The 23,746-nt window shown below is 68.6% G+C and carries 18 protein-coding genes, 1 tRNA gene and 1 pseudogene; 14 read left to right on the top strand and 6 right to left on the bottom strand.

The window, feature by feature from the left end; translation table 11 throughout:
• Window positions 1–93: 93 nt before the first annotated feature.
• Window positions 94–4,464, bottom strand: coding sequence for a PAS domain-containing sensor histidine kinase (locus tag TSB10GB4_RS18785; RefSeq protein ID WP_208984876.1), 4,371 nt, complete (start codon window positions 4,462–4,464; stop codon window positions 94–96).
• Between the two features lie 2 nt (window positions 4,465–4,466).
• Window positions 4,467–4,649 carry a hypothetical protein gene (locus TSB10GB4_RS23695; protein WP_208984875.1) on the bottom strand — a complete coding sequence of 61 codons (183 nt, stop codon included), beginning with the start codon at window positions 4,647–4,649 and terminating at the stop codon, window positions 4,467–4,469.
• A 229-nt stretch (window positions 4,650–4,878) separates the two neighbouring features.
• Between TSB10GB4_RS23695 and TSB10GB4_RS18780 the strand changes: the two genes are divergently transcribed.
• From TSB10GB4_RS18780 to TSB10GB4_RS18745, 8 genes are all read left to right on the top strand, one after another.
• The gene (locus TSB10GB4_RS18780; protein ID WP_244293004.1) at window positions 4,879–5,265 is read left to right on the top strand and encodes a phasin; all 387 of its coding nucleotides are present in this window, start codon (window positions 4,879–4,881) and stop codon (window positions 5,263–5,265) included.
• A gap of 204 nt (window positions 5,266–5,469) precedes the next feature.
• Window positions 5,470–5,991: a phasin gene (locus TSB10GB4_RS18775; RefSeq protein WP_186387058.1), complete on the top strand. Its 522-nt coding sequence runs from the start codon at window positions 5,470–5,472 to the stop codon at window positions 5,989–5,991.
• Window positions 5,992–6,170: 179 nt separating this feature from the next.
• A tRNA-His gene (locus TSB10GB4_RS18770) sits at window positions 6,171–6,247 on the top strand.
• Between the two features lie 216 nt (window positions 6,248–6,463).
• Window positions 6,464–6,871, top strand: coding sequence for a hypothetical protein (locus TSB10GB4_RS18765; RefSeq protein WP_186387057.1), 408 nt, complete (start codon window positions 6,464–6,466; stop codon window positions 6,869–6,871).
• Between the two features lie 172 nt (window positions 6,872–7,043).
• On the top strand, window positions 7,044–7,466 hold the full coding sequence (locus TSB10GB4_RS18760; RefSeq protein WP_186397005.1) for a hypothetical protein: 423 nt from the start codon (window positions 7,044–7,046) through the stop codon (window positions 7,464–7,466).
• Window positions 7,467–7,720: 254 nt separating this feature from the next.
• On the top strand, window positions 7,721–8,251 hold the full coding sequence (locus tag TSB10GB4_RS18755; RefSeq protein WP_186397004.1) for a GcrA family cell cycle regulator: 531 nt from the start codon (window positions 7,721–7,723) through the stop codon (window positions 8,249–8,251).
• Between the two features lie 306 nt (window positions 8,252–8,557).
• On the top strand, window positions 8,558–8,938 hold the full coding sequence (locus TSB10GB4_RS18750) for a hypothetical protein (RefSeq protein WP_186397003.1): 381 nt from the start codon (window positions 8,558–8,560) through the stop codon (window positions 8,936–8,938).
• Between the two features lie 123 nt (window positions 8,939–9,061).
• Window positions 9,062–10,735 (top strand): thiamine pyrophosphate-binding protein, encoded by a 1,674-nt coding sequence (locus tag TSB10GB4_RS18745; protein WP_186397002.1) that lies wholly within the window; start codon window positions 9,062–9,064, stop codon window positions 10,733–10,735.
• Between the two features lie 44 nt (window positions 10,736–10,779).
• Here TSB10GB4_RS18745 and TSB10GB4_RS18740 read toward each other — a convergent pair whose 3' ends face one another.
• Window positions 10,780–13,518, bottom strand: a complete 2,739-nt coding sequence (locus tag TSB10GB4_RS18740) for a bifunctional acetate--CoA ligase family protein/GNAT family N-acetyltransferase (protein WP_186397001.1) — start codon at window positions 13,516–13,518, stop codon at window positions 10,780–10,782.
• A gap of 164 nt (window positions 13,519–13,682) precedes the next feature.
• Window positions 13,683–14,513 (bottom strand): universal stress protein, encoded by an 831-nt coding sequence (locus tag TSB10GB4_RS18735; protein ID WP_186387051.1) that lies wholly within the window; start codon window positions 14,511–14,513, stop codon window positions 13,683–13,685.
• 333 nt (window positions 14,514–14,846) lie between these two features.
• Between TSB10GB4_RS18735 and TSB10GB4_RS18730 the strand changes: the two genes are divergently transcribed.
• Window positions 14,847–15,074, top strand: a complete 228-nt coding sequence (locus TSB10GB4_RS18730) for a fasciclin domain-containing protein (RefSeq protein WP_186397000.1) — start codon at window positions 14,847–14,849, stop codon at window positions 15,072–15,074.
• On the opposite strand, the gene TSB10GB4_RS18725 is transcribed toward TSB10GB4_RS18730, so the two are convergent.
• Window positions 15,043–16,197 carry an acyl-CoA dehydrogenase family protein gene (locus tag TSB10GB4_RS18725; RefSeq protein WP_186396999.1) on the bottom strand — a complete coding sequence of 385 codons (1,155 nt, stop codon included), beginning with the start codon at window positions 16,195–16,197 and terminating at the stop codon, window positions 15,043–15,045. The two genes, TSB10GB4_RS18730 and TSB10GB4_RS18725, sit on opposite strands and share 32 nt — an antisense overlap.
• A gap of 284 nt (window positions 16,198–16,481) precedes the next feature.
• Here TSB10GB4_RS18725 and TSB10GB4_RS18720 point away from each other — a divergent pair, with 284 nt between their 5' ends.
• The 5 genes from TSB10GB4_RS18720 to TSB10GB4_RS18700 all read left to right on the top strand — a co-directional run bounded on the left by TSB10GB4_RS18720 (window position 16,482) and on the right by TSB10GB4_RS18700 (window position 23,230).
• The gene (locus tag TSB10GB4_RS18720; RefSeq protein WP_186396998.1) at window positions 16,482–18,251 is read left to right on the top strand and encodes an ATP-binding protein; all 1,770 of its coding nucleotides are present in this window, start codon (window positions 16,482–16,484) and stop codon (window positions 18,249–18,251) included.
• 22 nt (window positions 18,252–18,273) lie between these two features.
• A complete protein-coding gene (locus tag TSB10GB4_RS18715; protein WP_305849862.1) occupies window positions 18,274–19,725 on the top strand; it encodes a sigma-54 dependent transcriptional regulator in 1,452 nt (483 codons plus the stop codon).
• A gap of 286 nt (window positions 19,726–20,011) precedes the next feature.
• On the top strand, window positions 20,012–21,022 hold the full coding sequence (locus tag TSB10GB4_RS18710; RefSeq protein WP_186396997.1) for a C4-dicarboxylate TRAP transporter substrate-binding protein: 1,011 nt from the start codon (window positions 20,012–20,014) through the stop codon (window positions 21,020–21,022).
• A 196-nt stretch (window positions 21,023–21,218) separates the two neighbouring features.
• Window positions 21,219–21,866, top strand: coding sequence for a TRAP transporter small permease subunit (locus TSB10GB4_RS18705; protein WP_186387046.1), 648 nt, complete (start codon window positions 21,219–21,221; stop codon window positions 21,864–21,866).
• On the top strand, window positions 21,863–23,230 hold the full coding sequence (locus TSB10GB4_RS18700; RefSeq protein ID WP_186396996.1) for a TRAP transporter large permease: 1,368 nt from the start codon (window positions 21,863–21,865) through the stop codon (window positions 23,228–23,230). Before TSB10GB4_RS18705 ends, TSB10GB4_RS18700 begins: the two co-directional genes overlap by 4 nt.
• Before the next feature lie 329 nt (window positions 23,231–23,559).
• On the opposite strand, the pseudogene TSB10GB4_RS23690 reads toward TSB10GB4_RS18700, so the two are convergent.
• A pseudogene (locus TSB10GB4_RS23690) lies at window positions 23,560–23,746 on the bottom strand (IS110 family transposase); the annotation flags it as partial.

Raw genomic sequence — 23,746 nt, 5'->3', positions numbered from 1 at the left:
CCCGCGCGGCAGACCCGCCCGATGGCGAGGCCGGTACAGTGGCGCCTGGGGCAGGGCGGGTCAATCCCCGCCCGCGCCTGCCGTACCTGTCCGTTATTCCGCCAGCACGCGCTGCGGCGGGAAGGTGACTTCCACCAGGGTGCCGTGATTGACCTCCGAATCGATCCGGAAGCTCGCCCGGTTCGCCTCCACCAGCGCCTTGGTCAGCGGCAGGCCGAGCCCGGTGCCGCCGCCATGGCGGGCGGTGTGGAGCTGGCGGAACGGCTCCATCGCCGCGGCGAGGTCCTGGTGGCTCATGCCCATGCCCGTGTCGCGCACCCGCAGGATCACCTCGCCCGTGTCCTCCAGCGCCGTCGAGACGATGACCTGGCCGCCCGGCTGGTTGAACTTGATGGCATTGGACAGGAGGTTCAGCACGATCTGGCGCACCGAGCGGCCGTCGGCGACGATCTTCGGCACCGAGGTCGGCAGGCTGGCGCGGATGATCACCCGCTCGCGGTTGGCCTGCGGCTGCATCAGGGCGACGCATTCGCGGATGATGTCGTTGGCCGACACCGCCTCGAAGGTCAGGTCCAGCTTGCCCGCCTCGATCTTCGACAGGTCGAGCAGGTCGTTGATCAGGCTCATGATATGCGAGCCGGAATTGTGGATGTCGCGCAGGTAGCCCTTGTAGCGGTCGTTGCCGACCGGGCCGAAGCGCTCCTCCATCATCACTTCCGAAAAGCCGATGATGGCGTTGAGCGGCGTGCGGATCTCGTGGCTGATCTTGGCGAGGAAGTCCGACTTCTGCGAGCTGGCGTTCTCCGCCTGGCGCTTGGCGTCGGTCAGTTCCTCCTCGGCGGTCTTCCACTGGGTGATGTCGCGCAGCACCGTGCAGAAGCGCGGGCCTTCCGAGCCGTGGCCGACCCGGCCGATGGTCATGAACAGCGGGATCAGCCCGCCGGAGCGCAACTGGCCGATCACCTCGCGCCCGTCGTTCAGCACGCTGGCGACGCCGTTGCGGGCGAGCCCGTCGAGATAGTCGTTGGCGTCGCGGTGGCTTTCGGGGGCGAGGAATTCGGTCAGCAGCGCGCCGACCATGTCCTCGCGGGCGGCATCGAACAGCGCCTCCGCCGAGCGGTTGACCTTCACGATGCGGCCGGTCTCGTCGAGGATCAGCACCCCGTCCGTCGCGGTTTCCAGCACGGCGTCCATTTCGGCCAGGTGCTCTTCCGCCAGCGCCAGCGACGACTGCGCCTCGTGCAGGCGGTCGAGCGCGGCCTCCTGTGCCGGGTCGTGCCGGTCGAGCAGCGACATCATCAGCGCCGTGCCCTCCTTCCAGGGCACGGTGTGCAGCCGCGCCTTCACCGGCTTGGTGCCGCCGTCGGCGAGCCGGATCCGCATGGTCCGCTCGGTCATCGCGCCGGGCAGGGTGCTCGGCCAGTCCTCCGGTTCGGCAAAGACCGCGTCGAGCCCGCCGACGGACTTCAGCGTCTCAAGGTCCGCATAGCCGAGCAGGTCGAGCAGCGTCGCATTGGCATAGTCGACATCGTCCTCGGCAATGATCGCGACGCCGACCGGCAGCTTGTCGAGCAGGCTGGTGCGGGCCGCGCGCGGGGCCGGTGCCTGCACACGCGGGATGATGCCGAGGCTGGAGATATTGGAGGGCTCCGGCGCGCTCGGCGCGGAGCTTGCGGGGATCTCGGCCGCCTGCTCTCCCGGAGCCTCAGCATCGGCGTCAGGTGCCGCGGCCATCCGGTCCTGTGCGGGCGGCGCGGTGTCGGGGGTGACCGGTTCGCGCGGGGCGTGCCCGGTGGCCTGTGTCTCCTCGTCCGACGCACTGCGCGCGCCAAGCGCCTCGGCGATCTTGCGGAACGCCTCGCGCTCGGGCTTCGACAGGCGCGAGGTGTCGATATCGGCATCGTGCGCCGTGATGCGGGCTTCCCGTTCGGGGAAGAGGGACGGGGCCGGTTCTTCAGGCGGCTGCAGGCCAGTGAGCGGGATCCCGGCGGGAGGCGTCTCGGCGGGAGGCGTCTCGGCGGGAAGTGTCTGGGCGGGAGCGGCCTCGGCAACGGCCGCCGGGCCGGCCGCGTCATCTTCGGCCGTAGCGTCCTTCGCCGTGTCCTCCTCGTCGGCGAAGAGCCCATCGTCGTCGTCGAAGAGCTTGGGCGTGTCTTCGGCGGGCGCGCCGATATCCTCGGCCTGCGGTGTTTCGACCGGCGCGCTCCCGGCCGGCGTCTGCCCCGGCTGGTCGGGCAACTCCCCGGTCGACAGGGTTTCGTCAGGCAGGGTCTCATCGGGCAGGGCGATGATGTCGTCGATCTCCCGCGCGCCGGGCAGGTCGATCAGGTCGGCAAGATCGGTGGCCGCGTCCGGGGTGACCGCCGTGGCGGGCGCCAGGTCCGCAGGCTCGTGCGAGGGCGTTTCCGCGAACTCTTCGGCCTTCTCTTCGGCCGCCTCGGTTCTGGCTTCTGTGCCGGCGTGAGTGACAGGCTCGTCGGCCGGCGCTTCCGGCAACCCGGCATCTGTTTCGGCCTCAGTCGGGGCGGCGTCGCCGGGCCTCTCCGAAAGGTCGGCCTCCTCCTCCGCAGCGCTGTCGGCAGGGGACGGCCGCAGAGGTGTCCGCAAGGCGAGCCCGAGCCCGGTCGCCTCCGGATCCGCGAGCGCCTCGCCGATCCGGCACACGCCGAAGCCACGGAAGCCCTCGAACACCCGCTGGCGGTCGAAGGCCGGCAGCGCCGCCATGTCGACCGGCACGCGCAGGGCCGCACCGCTGACCGGCCAGTCGACCGTGCGTCCGCTCCAGGTGTCGCGCCGGCGCAGCGCCGCCGCCACCCGCCCGTCGGGATCGAGGCCGAAGCGCTCCGCCACCTCTTCCCAGGTCAGGCCCACCACGTCGGCGGCCTGCGGGCCGAGCGCTTCCGCGAACTCGGGCGAGATGAAGGTGAAGCGCCGGTCGATATCCATCTTCCAGGCGAAGCGCACGGGGCGCTCGCGCGTCTCGAAGGCAAAGCCCGTCGCACCCGCGACGGGCAGGTCCCCATTTTCGTTTTCGGTTGCGGCTTCGGTTTCGTCCTCTGCCTCTGCCTCTGCCTCAGTCTCCGATGCTTCCGCCTCGGGCACCTCTACCTCGGCCGCCGCTGCCTCGTCCGGCTCCGCCGGGCTGGCCGGCTCGCCAGCCTCCAGATCGTCGCCAGTCTCCAGGTCGTCGTCGGCCTCCGCCGCGTCGGTCGTCTCGGCGTGCTCCCGCGCCTCGGCAAGCGGCTGGTCCACCGTCTCCGGCTCAGGGCTCTCCGGCTCAGGGCTCTCCGGCTCGGTGATCTGCTGCTCGGCGCTCTCGGGGTCCGCGCCCTGTGGCCCGGCAGGCGCCTCCGCCACGTCCCGGTTCACCGGCTCGTCATGCGTCTCGTCCACCGGGACGGCCGCCTCGAGCGGCGGAACCAAGACCTCGGCGACAGCCTCGTCCTGCCGCGGCGCGCTGTCCTCGGCGTCTGGTGCTTCCGTATCAAGATCAGCGCCGGCGCTCGCAGCCACGGGCGCGGCCGCCGCCGGTGTTTCAGGCAGGAAGCGGGTGCCGCTGGCGAAGGCGAAGAGACCGCCCCGGCTCGCGCGCAGGACAACCGGCGCGGCGGGCGCCGCCGGCAGTTCGATGGCCTCAGCCTCCACCGGCGTTTCGGCCTCAGCCTCGCTCTCGCTCCAGCTCCAGCTCTCGCTTTCGGGGGCAATGCCGGTGCCGCCCGCCGCCGCCGTATCGGCGGTGGCCGGCGCCTCGGCCGCGTCCTCTGCCGGCGCGGGAAGGCTCTCGGCCTCGGCCGCAGCGGCGGGGCTGTCGGCGATCGGCCGGCCCTCGCTCGCGGCGACCATCAGGATCGCGCCGCTGTCCAGGGTCAGCGCGGCAGCCTCGTGCAGGTGGTCGCCGAAGACGAAGGCGCGGCGCAGCGGCGCGTGCTTGGCCTCGCGCAGGGCCGCGCGCACGGTGGCGCCGTCGGGCGGCGAGGCCAGATCGCCGCTGCTTTGCAGGCGGCCGTCGCGCCCGTAGAGCAGGGCGACATGCCCCTCGCCCTGGAGGAAGTCGACAAGGGCGCCCTCGTCGCCGTCGCCTGCATTGGCCGGGGCATCGAGCGCCACGATCAGTGCGCCGCTGGAGCCGTCGGGCAGGTCGAGCCGGCGGCAGGCGCAGGTCAGCAGCATCACCCTGAGGCCGCGATAGAAGCGCAGCCGGTCGGTGGTGTCCCGGTCGGTCGGGCCGCTGATCGCCACCCGCGCGATATGCGGGCGGGCCGGCGCCCGGCCGAGGCCGGACAGTTCGGACAGTTCGGCAAGGCTGCGGACGCCGAAGAAGGCCGCGCCCGCCGGGTTCGCCCATAGCAGCGTCTTGCCGTCCTCGGCCCAGATCCAGGCCGGACGCGCATCCGTCAGATGGCTGCTGGCGGCCGCAAGACCGCTCAACGCCATGAAGGTGCTCAACTGGCTGTTCATGGGCATGCTCACTCCGCCATTTCAGCCTTGTCGGCGTCTTCGAGGCCGCCACCGGGCCACCGGTGGCAGTGGGTGTCGGCAACGGCCTGTTTGGTCAAGGCTTTGCCGCAGGCACCCGGGAAGACGCCGGGCGTGCGATGTCCGACGCGGTAAACAAACAGTAAATATCGTTTCGCATTCGAGTCGTCCACGCCAGGGGCCGTGAATGACCGGTTTCTCTTGCACTGTGGTTAATCGAGGTCTGGGGCGACGATGTGACGGCGGCCGGTTGGTTTCGCGCATGGGGCTCCCATCGGGCGGGTTTTCCGCTAAGGTCGGCGGAGGTTGCGGCGGCCAGGGCCTGACCGCCAGGGCCATCCCGCGGGTCATCTCGCCGGGTCATCTCGCAGGGGACATTCACTTGGGTCAAGGAGAGCCATCGTGACGAAAAGCGGCAAGACAGGTTTCGAAATTCCCGAACAGATGCGCGACTTCGCCGACCAGAGCGTCGATCAGGCCCGCAAGGCCTTCGACGAGTACATGTCGGCGACCCGCAAGGCGGTGGGCAGCGCCGAGCAGACCGCGCAGACGGTCAAGGCCGGGGCCGGCGACATGGGCCGTGCGGCGCTCGAATTCACCGAGGAGCATGTCTCTGCGGCCTTCGATCTCGCCCAGAAGATGGTCCGGGCCAAGGACCCGCAGGAGATGATGCAGTTGCAGAGCGAGTATCTGAAGAAGCAGATGGAAGCGCTCGGCGAGCAGGTGCGCGAACTCGGCGACAAGGCCGCGAAGACGGCGCAGGACGTGGCGCGCAAGGTCAAGGACTGAGCGGGAGCCGCCGCGGCCTGTTCCGGCCGGAACAGGCCTTTTCGGATCCGGGCATTGTGCGATGCAATATTAATGTTGCAATGCACAATGCCTTTTGCTATATAGAGACCTGTAGAGGGCGACCAGCGCATCCGGCGTTCAGGTCGCAGGCATTCCCGCAAGGCAGACCGCTCCAGGGCGATGTCTCTGCCAAAGGAGCATACCATGACCGAGACCGAGACCAAGACCGTTGCCGCCGCGCCGAAGACGACGCGCGCCAAGACCGCCAAGGCCGCTGATGCGACCGTGACCGCTTTCCCGACATTCGAGGCTTTCACCATGCCCAAGATGGAAATCCCCGCCGTGACCCGCGAGCTGGCCGAGAAGAGCATCGAGCAGGCCCGTGAGGCCTATGCCAAGCTCAAGACCGCTGCCGAGGACGCGACCGACCTCCTCGAGGACGGTTTCGAGACCACCCGCCGCAGCGTGCTGGACTTCAACCACAAGGCTGTCGACGCGGCTCGCGCCAACACCGACGCCACGTTCCAGTTCGTCAAGGACCTGTTCGAGGTGAAGACGCTGGCCGAGGCGATCGAGCTGCAGACCTCCTTCGCCCGCGCCCAGTTCGACGCTCTCGGCGCCCAGGCCAAGGACATGCAGGAGCTGACCACCAAGCTGGCCGGCGAGATGAACGAGACGTTCAAGGGTGCCGTCGAGAAGGCGTCCAAGGACTTCAAGGCGGCCTGATCCGCCTCCGGTCGACGACCGGACCGACATCGAGCCCGGGCCGCAAGGTCCGGGCTCTTTGCGTCGCGGCCAGGCATCGTCCGGCGCGGCGCCAGCTTGTGGACGAACGGGCCGAAAGGCGGTTTGCGCCTCTTGCAATCACCGCCGTTTCAAACTAGGTTCCGCCACCGAATTGACGTGCAGACGTAGCTCAGTTGGTTAGAGCGTCGGATTGTGGCTCCGAAGGTCGTTGGTTCAACTCCAACCGTCTGTACCATTCGCTCTCCCTGACAGTTTCTCCCCCCCCTGTCGTTTCCCCCTGTCGTTTCCTTCCATGTTCCGATGGCCGTGTCCCGTTGGGCTCCGGCACCCGCTTGCCGTCTGCGACGCTTTGCCGGCGGCCTGTGATCCGGTTCGCCTTGCCTCGCGCCCGTGTCTTGGGGCAGGCTGGAGACGGACCGCCGCACACAACAACAACGGGCGGGTGGGGGACATGACGCAGGACAACGGATCCGCCGGCGATGCCGGCGGCGCGACCGGCTACCGGACGCGTCGGCTGCTCGAAACCTATTATGACCTGACGCTGCAGATCGGCGAGCGCCTCGACGCGCGCGACATCTCCGATGTGCTGTTGCTCGTCCTCATCGCCATTGCCGACCTGCGCGGCGCGCCGATGGACGCCGAACTGCTTGCCGAAAAGCTCGGATCGTCGCGCTCGACCATCGAGCGACGTCTCAAGCCCTATCTGGACGATGGCCGCGTTCTCAAGGAACGGCGCGGAAAGTCAGTAGTTTACCTGGTGTCCCCGCCGGCTTGCGCCAACGGCGAGACGGCGACGGACATGAGCGTCGACATGGTGAAGGCGGTCATGGCGATGGTTTACGACATTGCCAACGATTGAGCCGGCGCAACCTCGATATCCTTAAAATTTGTGGAAAATCTGAAAAGAGACCCAAAATACTCAGGGGATTACGCAACGTCCGGGCGCCTTGCGGCTTGCATGGTCGGGAATCGCCCCGGGAAATGGTGAAACATCGTCAAAATGACGAAGGTGGAGCCGAGGGAGGATCGCGATGTCGCTGCAGGACGACGAACTTCCGACTCAGGCTCATCGGATCCTCCGCCTTTATGAGATGTTCTTCAGTCTCATGTTCCGTTTCATGGAGGAATACGAGGTAAATGACCTTGGTCAGCTTATGATCCTGACGACGATAGCCATTGCGAATGCGAACAAGATCGATGCGGATATTGAAACTATCTCTGAGGAAACCGACATTCCCTACTCGACCGTGCGCAGAAAGGTGGAGAAAATGTGCGCGGACGGGATCCTTGAAATGAGGAAAGAGAGGCAGAAGCTTGTCTTTTCTATATCTGACCGTATGGACTTTGCGCACCCCGCTCAGCAGCAAGAAGATATAAGAAGAAAATTCCAGAAAGACGTCGTCGACATTGTCGTTAAATCTATAAACTCAATAATACTTGAGAAAAAGAAGTAGAATTCACATTGAAAACCCCAATCAATTGACGAATTAAGTTTTTGTTAACTATACAATACGCATAGTCGATGGCACGTTCATCGGGTAACGCAAGGGCGTCGGGCGACAAGGCCCGGAACCTGGAAACGGCGATCGAGATCGCTACCGAACACGACAGAATATTGGCAACCGCCAGTGCCCGACAGGGCTCTGGCGGAACGGGAAACCTTCGCCTCGGGCAAGGCTTCCTCTCGGTCAGGAAAGCGGGGCTGAACATGGCTTGGACTCAGGAACGCGAAGATCTGCTCAGGAAGCTGTGGCTGCAGGGGCTCAGCGCCAGCCAGATCGCCTATGTGATGGCGGGCATCACGCGCAATGCGGTGATCGGCAAGGCCCATCGCATGGGGCTTCCCAAGCGGTCTCCGGCCACCAGCCACCGCCCCAAGCCGCGGGTCCAGCGCGGCAAGCCGTCGCTCGCCCTGGTCGGTGCCCGGCCGGCGCCGCGCGAGAGCATCATGGAGAAGCAGTTTCAGCGCGGCCTCGGCCTTGCGCTCGAGACCGGCTTTCAGGCGGAGCAGGGCGACCGCGTCACGCTGATGACGCTGACCAGCCGCACCTGCAAGTGGCCGATCGGCGATCCGGCGGATGCCGACTTCCACTTCTGCAGCCACGAGGCCGAGAACGGCCGCTCTTACTGCGAGTTTCATCACGGCCTCGCCTATCAGGGCGTCCGCCGCCGCCGTCCTGCCGCCGAGCGCGCGGCCGCGCCGATCCAGGCTCTGCCGCTGCGCGCCATTGCCGTCTGACAGCAACGGTTCGGGTTCGACGCGGCCCGCTTTCCCCCTCCCAGGCGGCAGCGTTTGACCCCCGGGGCGGGGCCGGTTTCCGGCCCCGCCCCCTTTTCGTCTTGGGCTGCGGGGCCGGTTTCCGGCCCCGCCCCCTTTTCGTCTTGGGCTGCGGGGCCGGTTTCCGGCCCCGCCCCCTTTTTGTCCAGGGCTGCGGGCCGGTTTCCGGCTGCCATTGTGTTGCCGGCTTGATTTTGCTCATTGTCGGCAGCCCGTGCGGGCGCACACTGGCGGGACAATGTCGGCAACACGGGAGTATCCGATCCGATGACAGCCCAGTCCCCCTTGCGCAAGATCCGCCTCAACCTTGCCCGCACCCGCGAGTTTCCGGCCGGCTCGGCGCGGCATGGCTACGAGTTCGTCGCCCCGCTCGGCGAGGACGGGCATATCGATGCAGCGCTGTGGAAGCAGCATCGCGAGGCGTGCCGCGTGCGGCGGTTCTGGGCGGACGAGGAGCACGACATCGGCCATCTGGTGCGCCGGCCGGGCGGCTCCTGGGCGTTTCACTACGACATCGGTGGCGACGAGGACGACGAGGCCGGCTACCGCTTCGGCGCCCATGCCTTCGTGCCGGGCGAATATGTCTCCATCCGCGACGAGGACGGCGAATTGCATACGTTCCAGGTGGTGACGGTGCAGGAGCTCTGACGGCCCTGCCGGCGCGAGGGTCATTCCGGTTCGGAATGAGATGCCGACACTCGTGCCTTTGCGCGGGGGGGCGCCGGCGGCTATACCGGCAGGCAACGACACTTTCGAGCGGGATGGAGCCACATGCACGGGAACGAGGCGCGCCGGATCTCCGGTACGGGCGGATTTTTGCTGGTCAAGGCGCTGGAGCAGCTTGGCGCGGGCCGCGTCTTCTGCGTGCCGGGGGAGAGCTACCTGCCGGTGCTCGACGCCCTGCATGATGCCTCGATTCCGGTGACGGTGTGCCGCCAGGAAGGCGGCGCGGCGATGATGGCGGAGGCCTTCGGCAAGCTCACCGGCCGGCCCGGCATCTGCATGGTCACCCGCGGCCCCGGCGCCACCAATGCCGCTGCCGGCCTGCATGTCGCGCAGCAGGATTCCACGCCGATGATCCTCTTCGTCGGCCAGATCGAGACCGGCATGCGCGGCCGCGACGCCTTCCAGGAGGTCGACTACCGGCAGATGTTCGGCGGCATCGCCAAATGGGTCGCCGAGATCGAGGACCCGGCGCGCATCCCCGAGATGCTGTCGCGCGCCTATCATGTGGCGACCTCCGGCCGGCCCGGCCCGGTGGTCCTCGCCCTGCCCGAGGACACGCTCGCCCGAACCGCCGAGGTGATGGAGCTGCCGCCGTTCCGCCCGGTCGAGACGCATCCCTCGCTCGCCCAGATGGCGGAGCTGCAGAAGCGCCTGTGGGCGGCGCGCAGGCCGCTGGTGATCCTCGGCGGCAGCCGCTGGAGCGAGGCGGCGCGCGCCGCGCTGGTGCGCTTCGCCGAGCGCTTCCGCCTGCCGGTCGCCTGCTCGTTCCGCCGGCAGATGCTGTTCGACAACCTGCATCCCAACTATGCCGGCGATGTCGGCATCGGCATCAACCCGGCGCTGGCCGAGCGGGTGAAGGAGGCGGACCTGCTGCTTCTCGTCGGCGGCCGCATGTCGGAGATGCCGAGCCAGTCCTACACGCTGCTCGACATTCCCGCGCCGCGCCAGACCCTGGTGCATGTTCATGCCGGCGCGGAGGAACTCGGCCGCGTCTACCTGCCGGATCTGGCGATCCACGCGACCCCGATCGGCTTTGCCGCCGCGCTGGAGGGCCTGCAGCCACCGAACGAGATCGCCTGGTCGGGCCTCGCCGAGGCGGCCCATGCCGACTATCTCGCCTGGTCGGGCGCGCGGCCCCAGGTGCCGGGCGCCCTGCAGATGGCGCAGGTGATGGACTGGCTGGAGGAAAACCTGCCGGAAGACGCGGTGCTGACCAACGGCGCGGGCAACTACGCCACCTGGGTGCACCGCTTCCACCGCTTCCGCCGCAACAACACCCAGCTTGCCCCGACCAGCGGCTCGATGGGCTACGGCCTTCCCGCCGCCATTGCCGCGGCGCTGCATTCGCCCGGCCGCCGCGTCGTCTGTTTCGCCGGCGACGGCTGCCTGCAGATGACCCTGCAGGAATTCGGCACCGCCTGCCAGGACAAGGCCAACCTCATCCTCGTCGTCGTCGACAACGGCATGTACGGCACCATCCGCATGCATCAGGAGCGCGAGTTCCCCGGCCGCGTCTCGGCGACCAGCCTCGTCAATCCGGACTTCGCAGCGCTTGCCCGCGCCTATGGCGCCCATGCGGAAACGGTGCTGACGGCGGACGAGTTCGGCCCGGCCTTCGAGCGGGCGGCAGCCTCCGGCGGGCCGGCGCTGCTGCATCTCAAGCTCGATCCGGAGGCGATCACCCCGGTGCGCACCCTCAGCCAGATCCGCGCCGGCTGAGCCGGCAGGGCCCGCCGTTCGGGCGGGCCCTTCAGGTGGGCTCTTCAGGCGGTCTGTTCAGGCGGTTCGCTGCCGCCCAAGTGCGCCGCCGCCACCGGCAGCGTCACCTTGGCGATGGCGTCGTCGTCGGCGGAGGGGCGCACGGTGAAGCCGAGCGCCTCGCACATCGCCAGCATGGTGGAGTTTTCCTTCAGGACCTCGCCGGTGATCGTCTCGATGCCGTCCGAGCGGGCATAGTCGATGATCAACTGCATCAAGGCCCAGCCGAGGCCGCGGCCCTTCAGGTCCGACTGGACGATAATCGCATATTCGCCGGTGCGGTGGTCCGGATCGGCATGCAGGCGCACGACGCCGAGGATCTCGTCCGTTCCCGGCGTCAGCGCGGCAAAGGCCATGGCGCGCGAATAGTCGAGCTGCACCAGCCGCTGCATGAAGGCGTGGTTGAACTCTTTGACCGGCGCGAAGAAGCGCAGCCGCAGGTCGTCCGGCGACACTTTCTCGAAGAAGCGGCGATAGCGGTCCTCGTCCTCCGGGCGCACCGGGCGGATATCGACCAGGCTGCCGTCCTTGAGCCGAAGCTGCTGCTCCCACTCCTTCGGATAGGGCGTGATCGCCAGCCGCGAGGTCGCGTGGCGGCCGCGATGCACCTGCGGCTCGCCGAGGGCGATGCGGGCATCGAGCGCGGTGACGCCGGCCGCGTCGGCGACCAGCGGATTGAGGTCGAGCTCGCGCACCTCCGGCAGGTCGACGGCGATCTGCGCCACCTTGACCAGCGTCAGGGCGATGGCGTCGAGATCGGCCGCCGGCCGGTTGCGGAAGCCCGCCAGCAGCTTGCTGACCCGTGTCTGGCGGATCAGGGCCTGGGCAAGGTTGAGATCGAGCGGCGGCAGGGCGAGCGCCACATCGCCCATCACCTCGACGCCGGTGCCGCCATGGCCGAACAGCAGCACCGGGCCGAAGCTCGGATCGTCGGCAAGGCCGATGAAAATCTCCGTTCCGCTCGGCGAGCGCACCATCGGTTGCAGCAGGATGCCGGTGATCTCGGCCGTGGGATGCGCCGCGCCGATCCGCTGGAGCAGGGATGCGGCGGCGGTCCGTGCCGCTTCGGGCGTAGCAAGGTCCAGCACGACGCCGCCGACATCCGACTTGAACGGCAATTGCGGCGAGACCAGCTTCAGCGCCAGCCGCTCATGGTGCATCAGCAACTCGCGCGCCAGGATCTCGGCCTCGTCCGGCGTGGCGGCGAGGCGGCTGGGCACCTGATGGATGCCGTAGCAGGCAAGCAGGTCGGAGATCTCGCCGGGGTGCAGCCATGTGCGCCCCTCGTCGAGGGCCTGGCGCACCAGGTGCTGCGCCCGCTCGCTGTCGGTGGTGAAGCCGGCCGGCAGGCTGGGCGGCGCCGCCATCAGCATCTCGCGGGCATCTGCATAGCGCACCAGATGCATGAACGAGCGCACCGCCTCGGAGGCGCTGGCATGGCAAGGAATGCGCGCCGCGTCGAGCGGCTGGCGCGGCAGCGGGGCGCCGGCGGTCAGCGCCACCAGCAGCGGTTTGCGCCGCCCGTAGCCGGACTGGCTCGCGGCATGGGCCTTGGCCAGTTCGCTGGCGACGTCCTCCAGCCGGGTGAAAGCGGACGGGGCGGCCACCGCCAGCACCGCGTCGACATTGCGGTCCTTCAGTAGGATCCGCGCCGCCTCGCCATAGCGTTCGGGCGACGAGGTCTCATGCAGGGTCAGCGGGTTGGCGCGGGTCTCGCCCTGCCGCATGACCGGCTGCAGATGCGCGGTCGTCTCCGCGTCCAGCTCGGCGATCTGCCCGCCCTGGCGCTCCAACTGGTCGCCGGCAAGCGTGGCCAGGCTGCCGCCGGTCGCCAGGATGGCAAGGCGCCGTCCGGCCACCGGCTTCACCCGGCTCACCGTTTCCACCGCCTCGAACATCTCGTCGATGTCCTCGACGCGCAGCACGCCGGCACGGGCCAGCGCCGCGTCATAGACCGCATCCTGCGCCGCGATCCGCCCGGCATGGGTGACGCGCTCGCCGATGCGCTCGCGGCTGGCGCCGGAGCGCAGCACCACGACCGGCTTGGAACGGGCGGCGACGCGGGCGGCCGACAGGAACTTGCGCGGATTGGCGATGGTCTCCAGATGCACCAGGATCGCCCGTGTCCGGTAGTCGAGCGCGAACCAGTCGAGCAGGTCCGACACGTCGACATCGGTGCGCTGGCCGAGCGAGGCGATGGCGGAAAAGCCGATGCCGTTGGCCTTGGCCCAGGACAGGGTCGCGTTCACCACCGTGCCGGAACGGGCGATGAAGGCAAGGTCGCCCGTACCGGCCTCGCACACGCCCAGATGCGCGGCGAGTCCGGCGGCCGGCGCCGCGATGCCGAGGCTGCCGGGGCCGAGCAGGCGCAGGGTGTGGGGGCGCGCCGCCTGCAGCGTCGCGGTCACGGTGGCATCGTCCCAGCGGTCGTAGCCCGGCGACAGGGCGGCAACGGCCCGCGTGCCCGCTCCGCCGAGCGCGGCGACGGCGGCCGGCGCATCCTTGGGGGCGCCGAGATAGAGCGCAAGGTCGGGCGCCTTGTCGAGATCGGCGAGGGATCGCATGGCCCGTGCCGGCGCCGCGTCCGCCTGGCCGGGACAGGCAATGGTGAGGATCTGCCCGCGAAAGCCGGCGCCGGCGATGCGCGCCAGCAGCAGGTCGGCGGCCTCGGCGCCGAACCGGTTGGGCCCGACCACGGCGAGCGAGGCGGGGCGGAAGAGCGCATCGAGATTGCGGATCGTCATCGGCACTCATCCTGTCTGTCAGGCGCGAGCGTCAGGGTGGGAGAGTGGGGCGCCGGGCCCGGAAAGTCAAAGGCGCCGCCACTCCCCCGATGTGGCGGCGCCTCGCTTCCGGGCGAACGGCCTGGGCCGCCGCCTGGAAGAAGCCTTGTCTGCGACCGGCGGTGTCAATGCGCCATCAGCACCGGCACCGTCATCGAGGCGAGGATGTCCCGCGTCGCGCCGCCGAACAGGAACTCCCGCATGCGCGAGTGGCCGTAGCCGCCCATCGCGATCATGTCGATGCCGTGGTCCGAGACGTAGTTGAGGATCGCATCGGCAACGCCGGAGCCGGGCCGGGGCACCACGTCGACGGTGACCGAAAGCCCGTGCCGGGCCAGATAGGTGGCGATGTCGGAGCCCGGCTCGCCGTCGGTGATGCGGCGCCCGGTGTCGACGATCATCACGGTGACCTTCTTGGCCATCTGCAGCATCGGCAGCGCGGCATGCACCGCGCGGCTGGCGGTCGGGCTGCCGTCCCAGGCAACCATCACGTTCTTCATTTCCATGGTGCCGCCGATATAGGGCACGATCAGCACGGGCACGCCCGCCTCGAACAGCACCGTCTCGATCAGCAGCTCGCGCATCGGCTCCGGCGTGTCCGGATTGTCCTGGCCGATCACCACCAGATCGGTAAGGCGGCAATGGGTGAGCACGCTCTCGGCGGAGCCGCCGGTGATCACCTCAGCGGTCCGCACTTCGGCGGCAACGCCGGCCTTGCGGGCCATTTCGCGGAAAGTGTCGCCGGCTTCCTGCGCCGCCTTCAGCGCCTGGTTGCGGGCGATCTCGATATAGTCGGCCGGCATCGGCCCGGCGATGAAGCCGGGAACCACCGGCTCGAAGGCGATCGTCAGGCCCGTGGCATGCGCGCCGGTGCGGGTCGAAAGGTCGAGCGCCACGCCCGCGGCGTGCTGTTTGCCGGCCAGGTCGACCAGCGTGAGAATGTCCTTGATAGCCATGGATCGCGTCCCTCCATTTGAGACCATGCCGCGGCAGCCGCCGAGGCTGCGACGGAAGATGTGCCGAAACTAGGGTGTCCGGGGGCCCCGGTCCTTGACCGGGATCAATCTTTGATCGGGATCAGTCGGTTGGTGCCGGCCGGACACGTGGGCGGCCCGCAGCGAATGCGCGGGTACGCATCGTCGCACAGGCCGGATCAGATTTAAATCGATGAAGATTTTGGCCGCGGAGTATTTCATCCGGCCGGCCTCGGCTGCGTAAGAAGGTCTGGAATGCATCGTGCCGCAGGCGCGGTGATATCCCGAGAAATGACAATCTGGATGGAGGCAAACATGCGCAAGTACTTGATGGGAGCTGCCCTTGCCACGGTTCTGGCCGGGGCCGGGGCCGCGAATGCGGCGAACATTGTCGAGACGGCCCAGCAGGCCGGCACGTTCAACACGCTGATCGCCGCCGTCGAGGCCGCCGGCCTTGTCGAGGCGCTGTCCGGCCCCGGACCGCTGACGGTCTTCGCCCCGACCGCCGGCCTTACTGGCCGCGCAGCGCCTCGCGGGCGATGATCAGCCGCTGGATCTCCGAGGTGCCCTCGTAGATCGTGGTGATGCGGGCATCGCGCACCAGCCGCTCCAGCGGATAGTCGCGGATATAGCCGGCCCCGCCATGCAGTTGCAGCGCCGTATAGGTGGCGCGCTGCGCCGCCTCGGAGGCGAAGAGCTTGGCCATCGAGGCCTCGCGGGCGAAGGGCTTGCCCGCGTCCTTCAGCGCCGCTGCCTGCAGGATCAGCAGCCGCGCCGCCTCCAGCTCGGTCTCCCGGTCGGCGATCATCCATTGCACGCCCTGCATGTCGGAGATCGCCTGGCCGAACTGCCGGCGCTCCTTCACATAGGCCTTGCCCCGCTCCATCGCCGCCCGGGCGATGCCCAGCGACAGCGCGGCGATGCCGATGCGCCCGCCGGCGAGCTCGCCGACCGCGATGCGGAAGCCGTCGTTCTCGCGGCCGAGCATCGCGCTTGCCGGCACCCGGCAGTTCTCGAAATGCACCTCGTTGGTCGCCGAGCCGGTCTGGCCCATCTTCTTCTCGGCCTTGCCGATGACGAGGCCCGGCGTGCCGGCCTCCACCAGGAAGCAGGAGATGCCCTTGCCCTTCGGCGCGTCCTTGTCGGTCACGGCCCACACCACGAAGACGCCGGCATATTCGGCCGAGGTGATGTAGAGCTTGGAGCCGTTCAGCACATAATCGTCGCCGTCGCGCTCGGCGCGCGTGCGCATCGCCGCCGGGTCGGAGCCCGCGCCGCTTTCGGTCAGGCAGAAGCCGCCGGCCGCATAGGTGCCGTCCGTCAGCCGCGGCAGATAGCGGGCGCGCTGCTCGTCGTTGCCCACCGCCTGGATCACTTCCGCCACCATGTTGGAGACGGAAACGGTGACGCCGGTGGAGGCGCAGGCCCTGCCGATCTCCTCCACCGCGATGGCGAAGGCGACGCTGCCGGCGCCGGTGCCGCCGTGGTCGGGCGAGATGTTGAGGCCCATGAAGCCGTTTTCGGCGAGCAGTTTCAGATTGGCGAGGAAAGCCTGACGCCCGCCGCCCTGGTCCAGTTCCTCGGCCAGCGGCGCGATCTTGTCCTCGGCGAGCTTTCGCGCCGTGTCCTGGATGAGATACTCTTCCTCGCTCAACGAAAACTGCATCGGCGTTCCTCCCAGAACAATGATGTCCCCGACGGGGTGGATCAGGACCGCAAGACCCGGCCATGACAGGTGCAAAGACATACGGCCCGGCGACGGCGCTGTCCACGGCCAGGGCTCAGGGGGCCAGCGATCAGGGGGCCGGGGATGAGCCGACCGGGGATGAGCCGACTGGGGATCGGGCGCGCTCCTGGCGCGGCTGCGCCGGCGCCGTCCTGTCGCGGCGCCTGCCGCCGCGCCTGCGGCGGTCGCTGTTGTTCTTGCCGCCGCGCCTGCGGCGGTCGCTGTTGTTCTTGCCGCCGCTGCTCGTGCTGCTACTGGCCGTCTTCGCCGCCGACTGGGCGGAGGTGCAGTCGGGCCTGCGCAGCGATGCGGTGGCGCGCGAGCGGCTGACCCTTTACCGCGAAACCATCCTGCGCGAGCTCGAGAAGTACCGCCATCTGCCCTATATCGTCGCCCGCGATCCGCGCGCGGTCGGCGTTCTGTCCGATCCGGGACAGGCGCCCTCGGCCAACCGCTTCCTCAAGGAACTCGCGGCGACGACCGGCGCCGCCGCGCTCTATGTGATGAACGAGGACGGGCTCACGGTCGCCGCCAGCAATTTCGACACGGCCGGCTCCTTCGTCGGCCGCAACTATTCCTTCCGCCCCTATTTCCAGGAGGCGCGGGACGGGGAGGAGGGGCGATTCTTCGCCGTCGGCGCGACCACCGGTGAGCCGGGCTTCTTCTTCGCCCGTTCGACGCCGGCCGGGGCGCCGGCGCGCGGCGTCGTGGTGGTCAAGGTCGACATGGAGCGGCTGGAGACCAATTGGCGCCATGGCGGCGAGACGGTCATCGTCACCGACGTGCACGGCGTCGTCTTCCTCGGCACCCGTGACGACTGGCGCTATTCCTCGCTCGCCCCGCTGCAGGACATGGTGGTGGCGGCGATCCGCTCCGACCGGCAATATGGCAACGCCCGTCTCGCCAGCCTGCAACAGGGGCCGCTGGCCCAGACGCGCCTGGTCATCGGCGGCACCGCCTGGCGCCAGGCCCGGCTGAAGGTCGGCATCCTCGACTGGACCATCCATTATTTCACGCCGATGAGCGAGGTGCGCGCGCCGCGCGGCGTGGTCTGGGCCGGCGCCGGCGCCCTCGTACTCCTCTATGCGATCTGGCTGCTGGTGCTGCGCAGCCGCAGGCTCGGCCGCGTCACCGCGGGCCTGCGCCAGGACGCGGCGACCCTGCGCGATCTCAACCGCCGCCTCGTCGAGGAGATCGACGAACGGCGCCGGGTCGAGCGGGAGCTGCGCGACACCCAGGCCGACCTTGCCCGCGCCAGCCGCCTTGCCGCCGTCGGCGAAATGTCGGCCGCCGTGGCCCATGAGCTCAACCAGCCGCTCGCCGCGCTCGGCATGTTCGTCTCCGGCGCAAGGCTCTACCAGCAGCGCGGCGAGACCGCCGCCGTCACCGAGAATCTCGACGAGATCGACGCCCTGCGCCACCGCATGGCGACGCTGACCCAGGAGCTGAAGCGCTTCGCCCGCCCCGGCGAATCGCGCATCGAGACGGTGGACCTGCGCGACTGCCTGAAGACCAGCGCCAAGCTGGTGCGCCCGCGCGTCGAGGAAACCGGCGTCGCCCTGCAACTGCACCTGCCGTCGCGGCCGATGACCGCCAACACCGCGCCGCTGCGCGTCGAGCAGGTCCTCGTCAACCTGCTGCGCAACGCCATCGACGCCTGCCAGGGGGTGGCGGCGCCCGTCGTCGAGGCCCGCGCCCGGATCGAAGAGGGGCGCGCCGTCATCGAGATCCTCGACAATGGCGAGGGCATTCCCGACACCTTGCGCGAGCGGATCTTCGAGCCCTTCTTCACCACCAAGCCGGCGGCGACCGGCCTCGGCCTCGGGCTTGCGATCTCGGCGCGGATCGTGGAAGACCTCGGCGGGTCCCTTGCAACGCGCGCGCGCCGTGCGGGCGGGGCCTGCTTCGTGCTGTCCCTGCCGCTTGCGGCGCAGGGCGGGGATGAGGGCAGCGAGGAGGACGCGCGCCGGCTCGACGCGGTTGATGCGCAATGAGGCAATGCGCGGGGAGGGCCGGGTGAGCGCAACGCGGGAGCAGGACAGCATGACCATCGACAGCGATGCCCGGCCGGGCGAGGGCGCGCGCACGCCGGTCCTCGTCGTCGACGACGATCCGTCGATGCGCGCCGGCCTGCGGCAATGGATGCGGCTTGCCGGCTTCGAGCCGGTCGAGGCGGTGGATGCGGAAGCCGCCCTCTCGCGGCTTGGCGCCGACTTTCCCGGCTGTGTCATCTCCGACGTATTGCTGCCGGGCGCCAGCGGTCTCGACCTGTTGCGGCAGGCCCGGCGGATCGATCCCGACCTGCCGGTGATCCTGATGACCGGCCATGGCGACGTGCCGATGGCGGTGGAGGCGATGCGCGAGGGCGCGGCCGATTTCATCGAAAAGCCCTTCGACCCGGACATGCTGGCGGCGATGGTGCGCCGCGCCGCCGATCACCGCCGGCTGGTGCTGGAGAACCGGGCGCTCAGCCGCCGGCTCAGCGACATGAGCGGCCTTTCGGCCCGGCTCATCGGCGATGCCGCCGCCATGGTCCGCCTGCGCGAGCAGATCGCCCATTTCGCCCGCACCGACGCCTCGGTGATGATCGTCGGCGAGACCGGTACCGGCAAGGAGGTGGTGGCGCGCGCCCTGCACGAGCTGTCGCCGCGGGCCGAGGCCCCCTTCGTCGCGCTCAACTGCGCGGCGCTCCCCGAGACCATGGTCGAGGCGGAGCTGTTCGGCCATGAGGCCGGCGCCTTCACCGGTGCCGACCGCACCCGCGCCGGGCGGATCGAGCAGGCCGACCGCGGCGTGCTGTTCCTCGACGAAGTGCCGTCGATGCCGCTGGCCTTGCAGCCCAAGCTCCTGCGCGTGCTGCAGGAGCGCGAGGTCGACCGTATCGGCGGCCGCGCCGCCGTTCCCGTCGACATCCGCATCATCAGCGCCGCCAATGTCGATCCGCGCCAGGCGGTGGCGGACAATCTGATGCGGCAGGACCTCGTCTACCGGCTCAACGCGGTGGAGATCCGCATTCCGCCGCTGCGCGAGCGCGGCGGCGACATCCGCCTGCTGTTCGACAGTTTCGTCAATCGCTTCATGGTCGATTACGGCATCGACGGCGTCGCCCTGACGGCGGACGATGCCGCCTTTCTCGAAGTCCACGACTGGCCGGGCAATGTCCGCGAACTGCGCAACGCCGCCGAGCGTTTCGTGCTCAACGCGCCGATGGGCGCGCCGCCCTTGCGCGACCTCGTCACCGGGTCCGGCATCGGCGCCGGCGCAGGGGAACAGGAGGCGCCGCGCGGCCGCCTGCGCGAGTTGATGGAAGACTATGAGCGCCGCATCCTCGTCGATGCGCTGCGCCGGCATGGCGGGCGCATCGCGCCGGTGCTGGAGGAGCTCGACCTGCCCCGCCGCACCCTCAACGAGAAGATGGCCCGGCTCGGCCTCAGCCGCACCGCGGGCGAGGGGAGCGCGGAGGGCTGACCGCCGGTATCGGCAAGATCTTGCCGATCATTGGTAACCTTTTGGCAAGGTTTTGCCGGTCGGCCGGCCCGTGTTGCAGCGCGGTGCAACGCTTCCCGCCTGTTTCTCGCCCGGTTCCTGTCCGGTTTCCGCCTCTATCGCCGATCTGGCACGTGGCTTGCCAAGCCTTGTCCAATCGCCCGTCAGGGAGGATGGGCGAGGATAGCGAACTGGCCGCGGCGCAAGATCGGCGCCCGGCCGAAACTGGCATCCGGCCGGCAACCGGCCGGATCTTGGGAGGACTGACATGACCCTTTCCCGCAAGCTCGCCGTGCTCGGCACGACGACGATCCTCGGCCTCGGCTTCGCCACCGAGACGATGGCACTCGAATGGAACGTCTCCGTCTGGGGCAAGCGCCGCGCCTTCACCGAGCATATCGAGAAGCTCGCCGAGCTGGTCACCGAGAAGACCAACGGCGAATTCACCTTCAACATCGCCTATGGCGAGGCCCTGTCGAAGTCGCGCGAGAATCTCGACGGTATCTCCATCGGCGCCTTCGAGATGGCGCAGATCTGCGCCGGCTATCACGAGGACAAGAACCCGACCCTGACGGTCATCGAGCTGCCCTTCCTCGGCGTGCCGGACCTGCCGACCCAGATCGAGCTGGAAAACGCCATCTACGCCCATCCGGCCGTCGAGAAGGACCTGATGCGCTGGGACGCCAAGCTGCTGATGTCCTCGCCGATGCCGCAGTACAATTTCATCGGCAAGGGCACGGCGCCGACCAAGGTGACGGACTTCCAGGGCATGCGCGTGCGCGCGCTGGGCGGCATCGGCCAGGCGATGACCGCCATCGGCGCGGTGCCGACGACGGTGACCGCCTCCGAGACCTTCCAGGCCATCGATTCCGGCACCGTCGCGGCGGCCTCCTTCGCCCCGCATGCGCACCTGTCCTTCCGCACGATCGACGCCGCCAACTGGTGGACCAACAACCTCAATCCGGGCACGGTCAGTTGCCCGGTCGTCGTCAGCCGCGCCGCCTATGATGCCCTGCCGGAGAATTTCCGCGAGGCGCTGGACAGTTCGGTCGATGCGGCGATGGAGCATTACCTCGCCGAATACGACAAGGTCTATCAGGAGTGGTACCCGCTGCTGGAGAAGATGAACATCCAGCAGGTCGAGTTCCCCGGCGATGAACTGCAGGCCTTCAAGGACAAGGCCGGCCGGCCGATCTGGGAGGACTGGGTGCAGAAGATGAACGGCCAGGGCCTTCCGGGGCAGGAACTGCTGGACCTCGCCCTGTCCAAGCTCGACTGAGACCGGTCGCCAGGACGTCCGCCGGCCTTCCTGCGGGGAGGCCGGCGGCCCGCCGGCGACCGTTCCACCGCGCGCCCGCCTCGCGATGCGGGCCCGCTTTCCCCATTGACCGCAGGAACCGTTCGCGTGTCCGCGCCGGGAGGGAGTGCCTTCCCGCCCGCGAGGCCGGCCGGACGGAGCTTGCCTGGAGCTTTCCATGACATCGTCCACCGCCCAGAAGGACCCGCCGGGCAGCTACATCCGTTTCGACGGATGGCTGGGCGCGGTCGAAAACGCCTTCAACCTCGTTGCGGCGGCAAGCATCCTCGCCCTGATGCTGCTTGCCGTCGCCCAGGTCATCGGCCGCAGCGCCTTCAACTGGCCCGTGCCCGGTTTCATCGACATCACCGAGCAGGCAATGGCGGTGTTCGCCTTCATGGGCATCGCCTATTGCCAGCGCGTCGGCGGCCATATCCGTATGGAACTGTTCCTCGGCAAGCTGAGCGGCCGGGCCATGTGGATCGCCGAGGTGATCGGCATTCTCGGCATCTGGATCGTGGTGGCCGCGCTGATCTACGGCTCCTGGTTCCATTTCGAGCGGGCCTGGACGATCGGCGACAGCACCATCGACATCCGCCTGCCGACCTGGCCGTCGAAGCTCGTCGTTCCCGTTGCCCTGTCGCTGCTGCTGGCGCGGCTGACGCTGCAGCTCTACGGCTACTGGCGGCTGGTGCGCGATCCCGCCGCCGAGCCCGTCGGCGTCCCGGTGCTGGCCGATGTCGAAACCGTCGCCAGGCATGAAATCGAGGAAGCGCTCGGCGACGCCGCCGAAACGTCCGGTGAGCGGGAGGAAACCCACCGATGACCCCGTTTGAAATCGGACTGATCATGACCGGCCTGCTGCTGGTCCTCGTGGTCCTCGGCATGCGTGTCGCCTTCGCCGCCGCTCTGGTCGGCACCCTTGGCCTCATCGCCATCTTCAGCATGCGCATGGGCTTCGAGCGCGGCTTCGTGGCGGCGCTCAAGATGGCCGGCACCATCCCGCATTCCAAGTCGGTGACCTACTCGCTCTCGGTGCTGCCGACCTTCATCCTGATCGGCTTCCTTGCCTTCTATGCCGGCTTCACCCGGCAGTTGTTCGAGGCGGCCAAGCGCTGGCTCGGCTGGCTGCCCGGCGGCATGGCGGTCGGCACGGTCTTCGCCACCGCCGGCTTTGCCGCCGTCTCCGGCGCCTCGGTGGCCACCGCCGCGGTCTTTGCCCGCGTCGCCATCCCTGAAATGCTGCAGGTCGGCTATTCCAAGCGCCTGTCGGCGGCGGTGGTTGCGGCCGGCGGCACGCTCGCCTCGCTGATCCCGCCCTCCGCGATCCTGGTGATCTATGCCATCCTGGTGGAACAGTCGGTCGCCAAGCTGCTGCTGGCCGGCTTCCTGCCGGGCATCTTCTCGGCGGTGGTCTATATCGCCATCATCATCGGCATGGCGATGTGGAAGGGCGATGCCCCGCCGGTGCGCGGCTTCACCTGGGGCCAGCGCCTTGCCTCCGTGCCGGGCACGCTGCCGATCGTCGCGGTGGTGGCGATCATCTTCTGCTCGCTCTATTTCGGCTTCGCCACGCCGACGGAAGCCGGCGCGCTCGGCGCCTTCGTGGTGCTGGTTTCCGCCTTCGTCAACGGCATGCGCGGCAAGCAGCTCTGGCAGGCCCTGCACGAGACCGCCAAGCTGACGGTGATGATCTTCACGCTGATCTGGGGCGTGCTGGTCTATGTCCGTTTCCTCGGCTTCGCCGGCCTGCCGCAGGCGTTCGAGGAGTTCATCGTCTCGCTGCATTTCTCGCCCTGGCTGATCCTCATCGTCATCCTGTGCGCCTATGCGGTGCTCGGCATGTTCATGGACGCCATCGGCATGCTGATCCTGACGCTGCCGGTGGTCTATCCGGCGGTGATGGCGCTCAATGGTGGCGAGGGGGTGTCGGCCGCCGACAGCGCCTTCGGCCTGTCGGGGGAAATGTGCGCGATCTGGTTCGGCATCCTGGTGGTGAAGATGGCGGAACTCTGTCTCATCACCCCGCCGATCGGGCTGAACTGCTTCGTGGTGGCGGGCGTGCGCGACGACATTCCGGTGCAGGAAGTCTTCCGCGGCTGCGCACCGTTCTTCGTCGCCGACATCCTGACCATCGGCGGCCTGGTGGCGTTCCCCGCGATCGTCACCTTCCTGCCCTCGATCATGTGAGGGCGGGCACCGGCCCGAAGACAAGAAAGGGGCGTCCGCCGGGCGCCCCTTTTTTAACGCTCCCACCTCTCCCTTCGTCATCCCGCACGCCGCGTGAGCCAGATGCGGGATCGGAGAGCCTCTCGGCAGCGCTCCCGAAAGACACCACAAGCGCCGTGCCTCTCCGATCCCGGATCTTCGGCCTTCGGCCTCGTCCGGGAAGACGCGGGGAGAGGTGGGATCAAAAAATCACCCGCAAAGGGTGCCAATGGCTCCCGGCTCTCCGGCTTCGCCTGCGGCCGGGATGACCTCCGGGGAGGAGGCATGACCTCGCATCCCCTCTGCCGTCATCAACTCATATCGTTGAGGTGGTCTCTCGTTCTGGCGTTGAGGATGACGACGATCTTTCGCATGAGGGCTGTGAGGGCGACGATTGGCTTCTTTCCGTTTGCGATCAGCCTGTGGAAGACGGGTCGCAGCGGCCCTTTGCAGCGTGCGGCGCTGAGGGCAGCCATGAAGAGGATGGAACGGATCTGC

This window comes from Stappia sp. TSB10GB4, assembly GCF_900185745.1.
GTDB lineage: Bacteria > Pseudomonadota > Alphaproteobacteria > Rhizobiales > Stappiaceae > Stappia.
Note: the sequence above shows the minus strand (reverse complement) of the source record. Positions and strands in the feature narration are given on the sequence as shown.

Excerpts from the sequence above, each read along its gene's own strand:
- TSB10GB4_RS18745 (WP_186397002.1), top strand. The coding sequence starts at position 9,062 with ATGCACGGGAACGAGGCGCGCCGGATCTCCGGTACGGGCGGATTTTTG.
- TSB10GB4_RS18700 (WP_186396996.1), top strand. The coding sequence starts at position 21,863 with ATGACCCCGTTTGAAATCGGACTGATCATGACCGGCCTGCTGCTGGTC.
- TSB10GB4_RS18725 (WP_186396999.1), bottom strand. The coding sequence starts at position 16,197 with ATGCAGTTTTCGTTGAGCGAGGAAGAGTATCTCATCCAGGACACGGCG.
- TSB10GB4_RS18765 (WP_186387057.1), top strand. The coding sequence starts at position 6,464 with ATGACGCAGGACAACGGATCCGCCGGCGATGCCGGCGGCGCGACCGGC.
- TSB10GB4_RS18710 (WP_186396997.1), top strand. The coding sequence starts at position 20,012 with ATGACCCTTTCCCGCAAGCTCGCCGTGCTCGGCACGACGACGATCCTC.
- TSB10GB4_RS18730 (WP_186397000.1), top strand. The coding sequence starts at position 14,847 with ATGCGCAAGTACTTGATGGGAGCTGCCCTTGCCACGGTTCTGGCCGGG.
- TSB10GB4_RS18755 (WP_186397004.1), top strand. The coding sequence starts at position 7,721 with ATGGCTTGGACTCAGGAACGCGAAGATCTGCTCAGGAAGCTGTGGCTG.
- TSB10GB4_RS18760 (WP_186397005.1), top strand. The coding sequence starts at position 7,044 with ATGTCGCTGCAGGACGACGAACTTCCGACTCAGGCTCATCGGATCCTC.
- TSB10GB4_RS18740 (WP_186397001.1), bottom strand. The coding sequence starts at position 13,518 with ATGACGATCCGCAATCTCGATGCGCTCTTCCGCCCCGCCTCGCTCGCC.
- TSB10GB4_RS18735 (WP_186387051.1), bottom strand. The coding sequence starts at position 14,513 with ATGGCTATCAAGGACATTCTCACGCTGGTCGACCTGGCCGGCAAACAG.
- TSB10GB4_RS18775 (WP_186387058.1), top strand. The coding sequence starts at position 5,470 with ATGACCGAGACCGAGACCAAGACCGTTGCCGCCGCGCCGAAGACGACG.
- TSB10GB4_RS18705 (WP_186387046.1), top strand. The coding sequence starts at position 21,219 with ATGACATCGTCCACCGCCCAGAAGGACCCGCCGGGCAGCTACATCCGT.
- TSB10GB4_RS18750 (WP_186397003.1), top strand. The coding sequence starts at position 8,558 with ATGACAGCCCAGTCCCCCTTGCGCAAGATCCGCCTCAACCTTGCCCGC.
- TSB10GB4_RS18785 (WP_208984876.1), bottom strand. The coding sequence starts at position 4,464 with ATGCCCATGAACAGCCAGTTGAGCACCTTCATGGCGTTGAGCGGTCTT.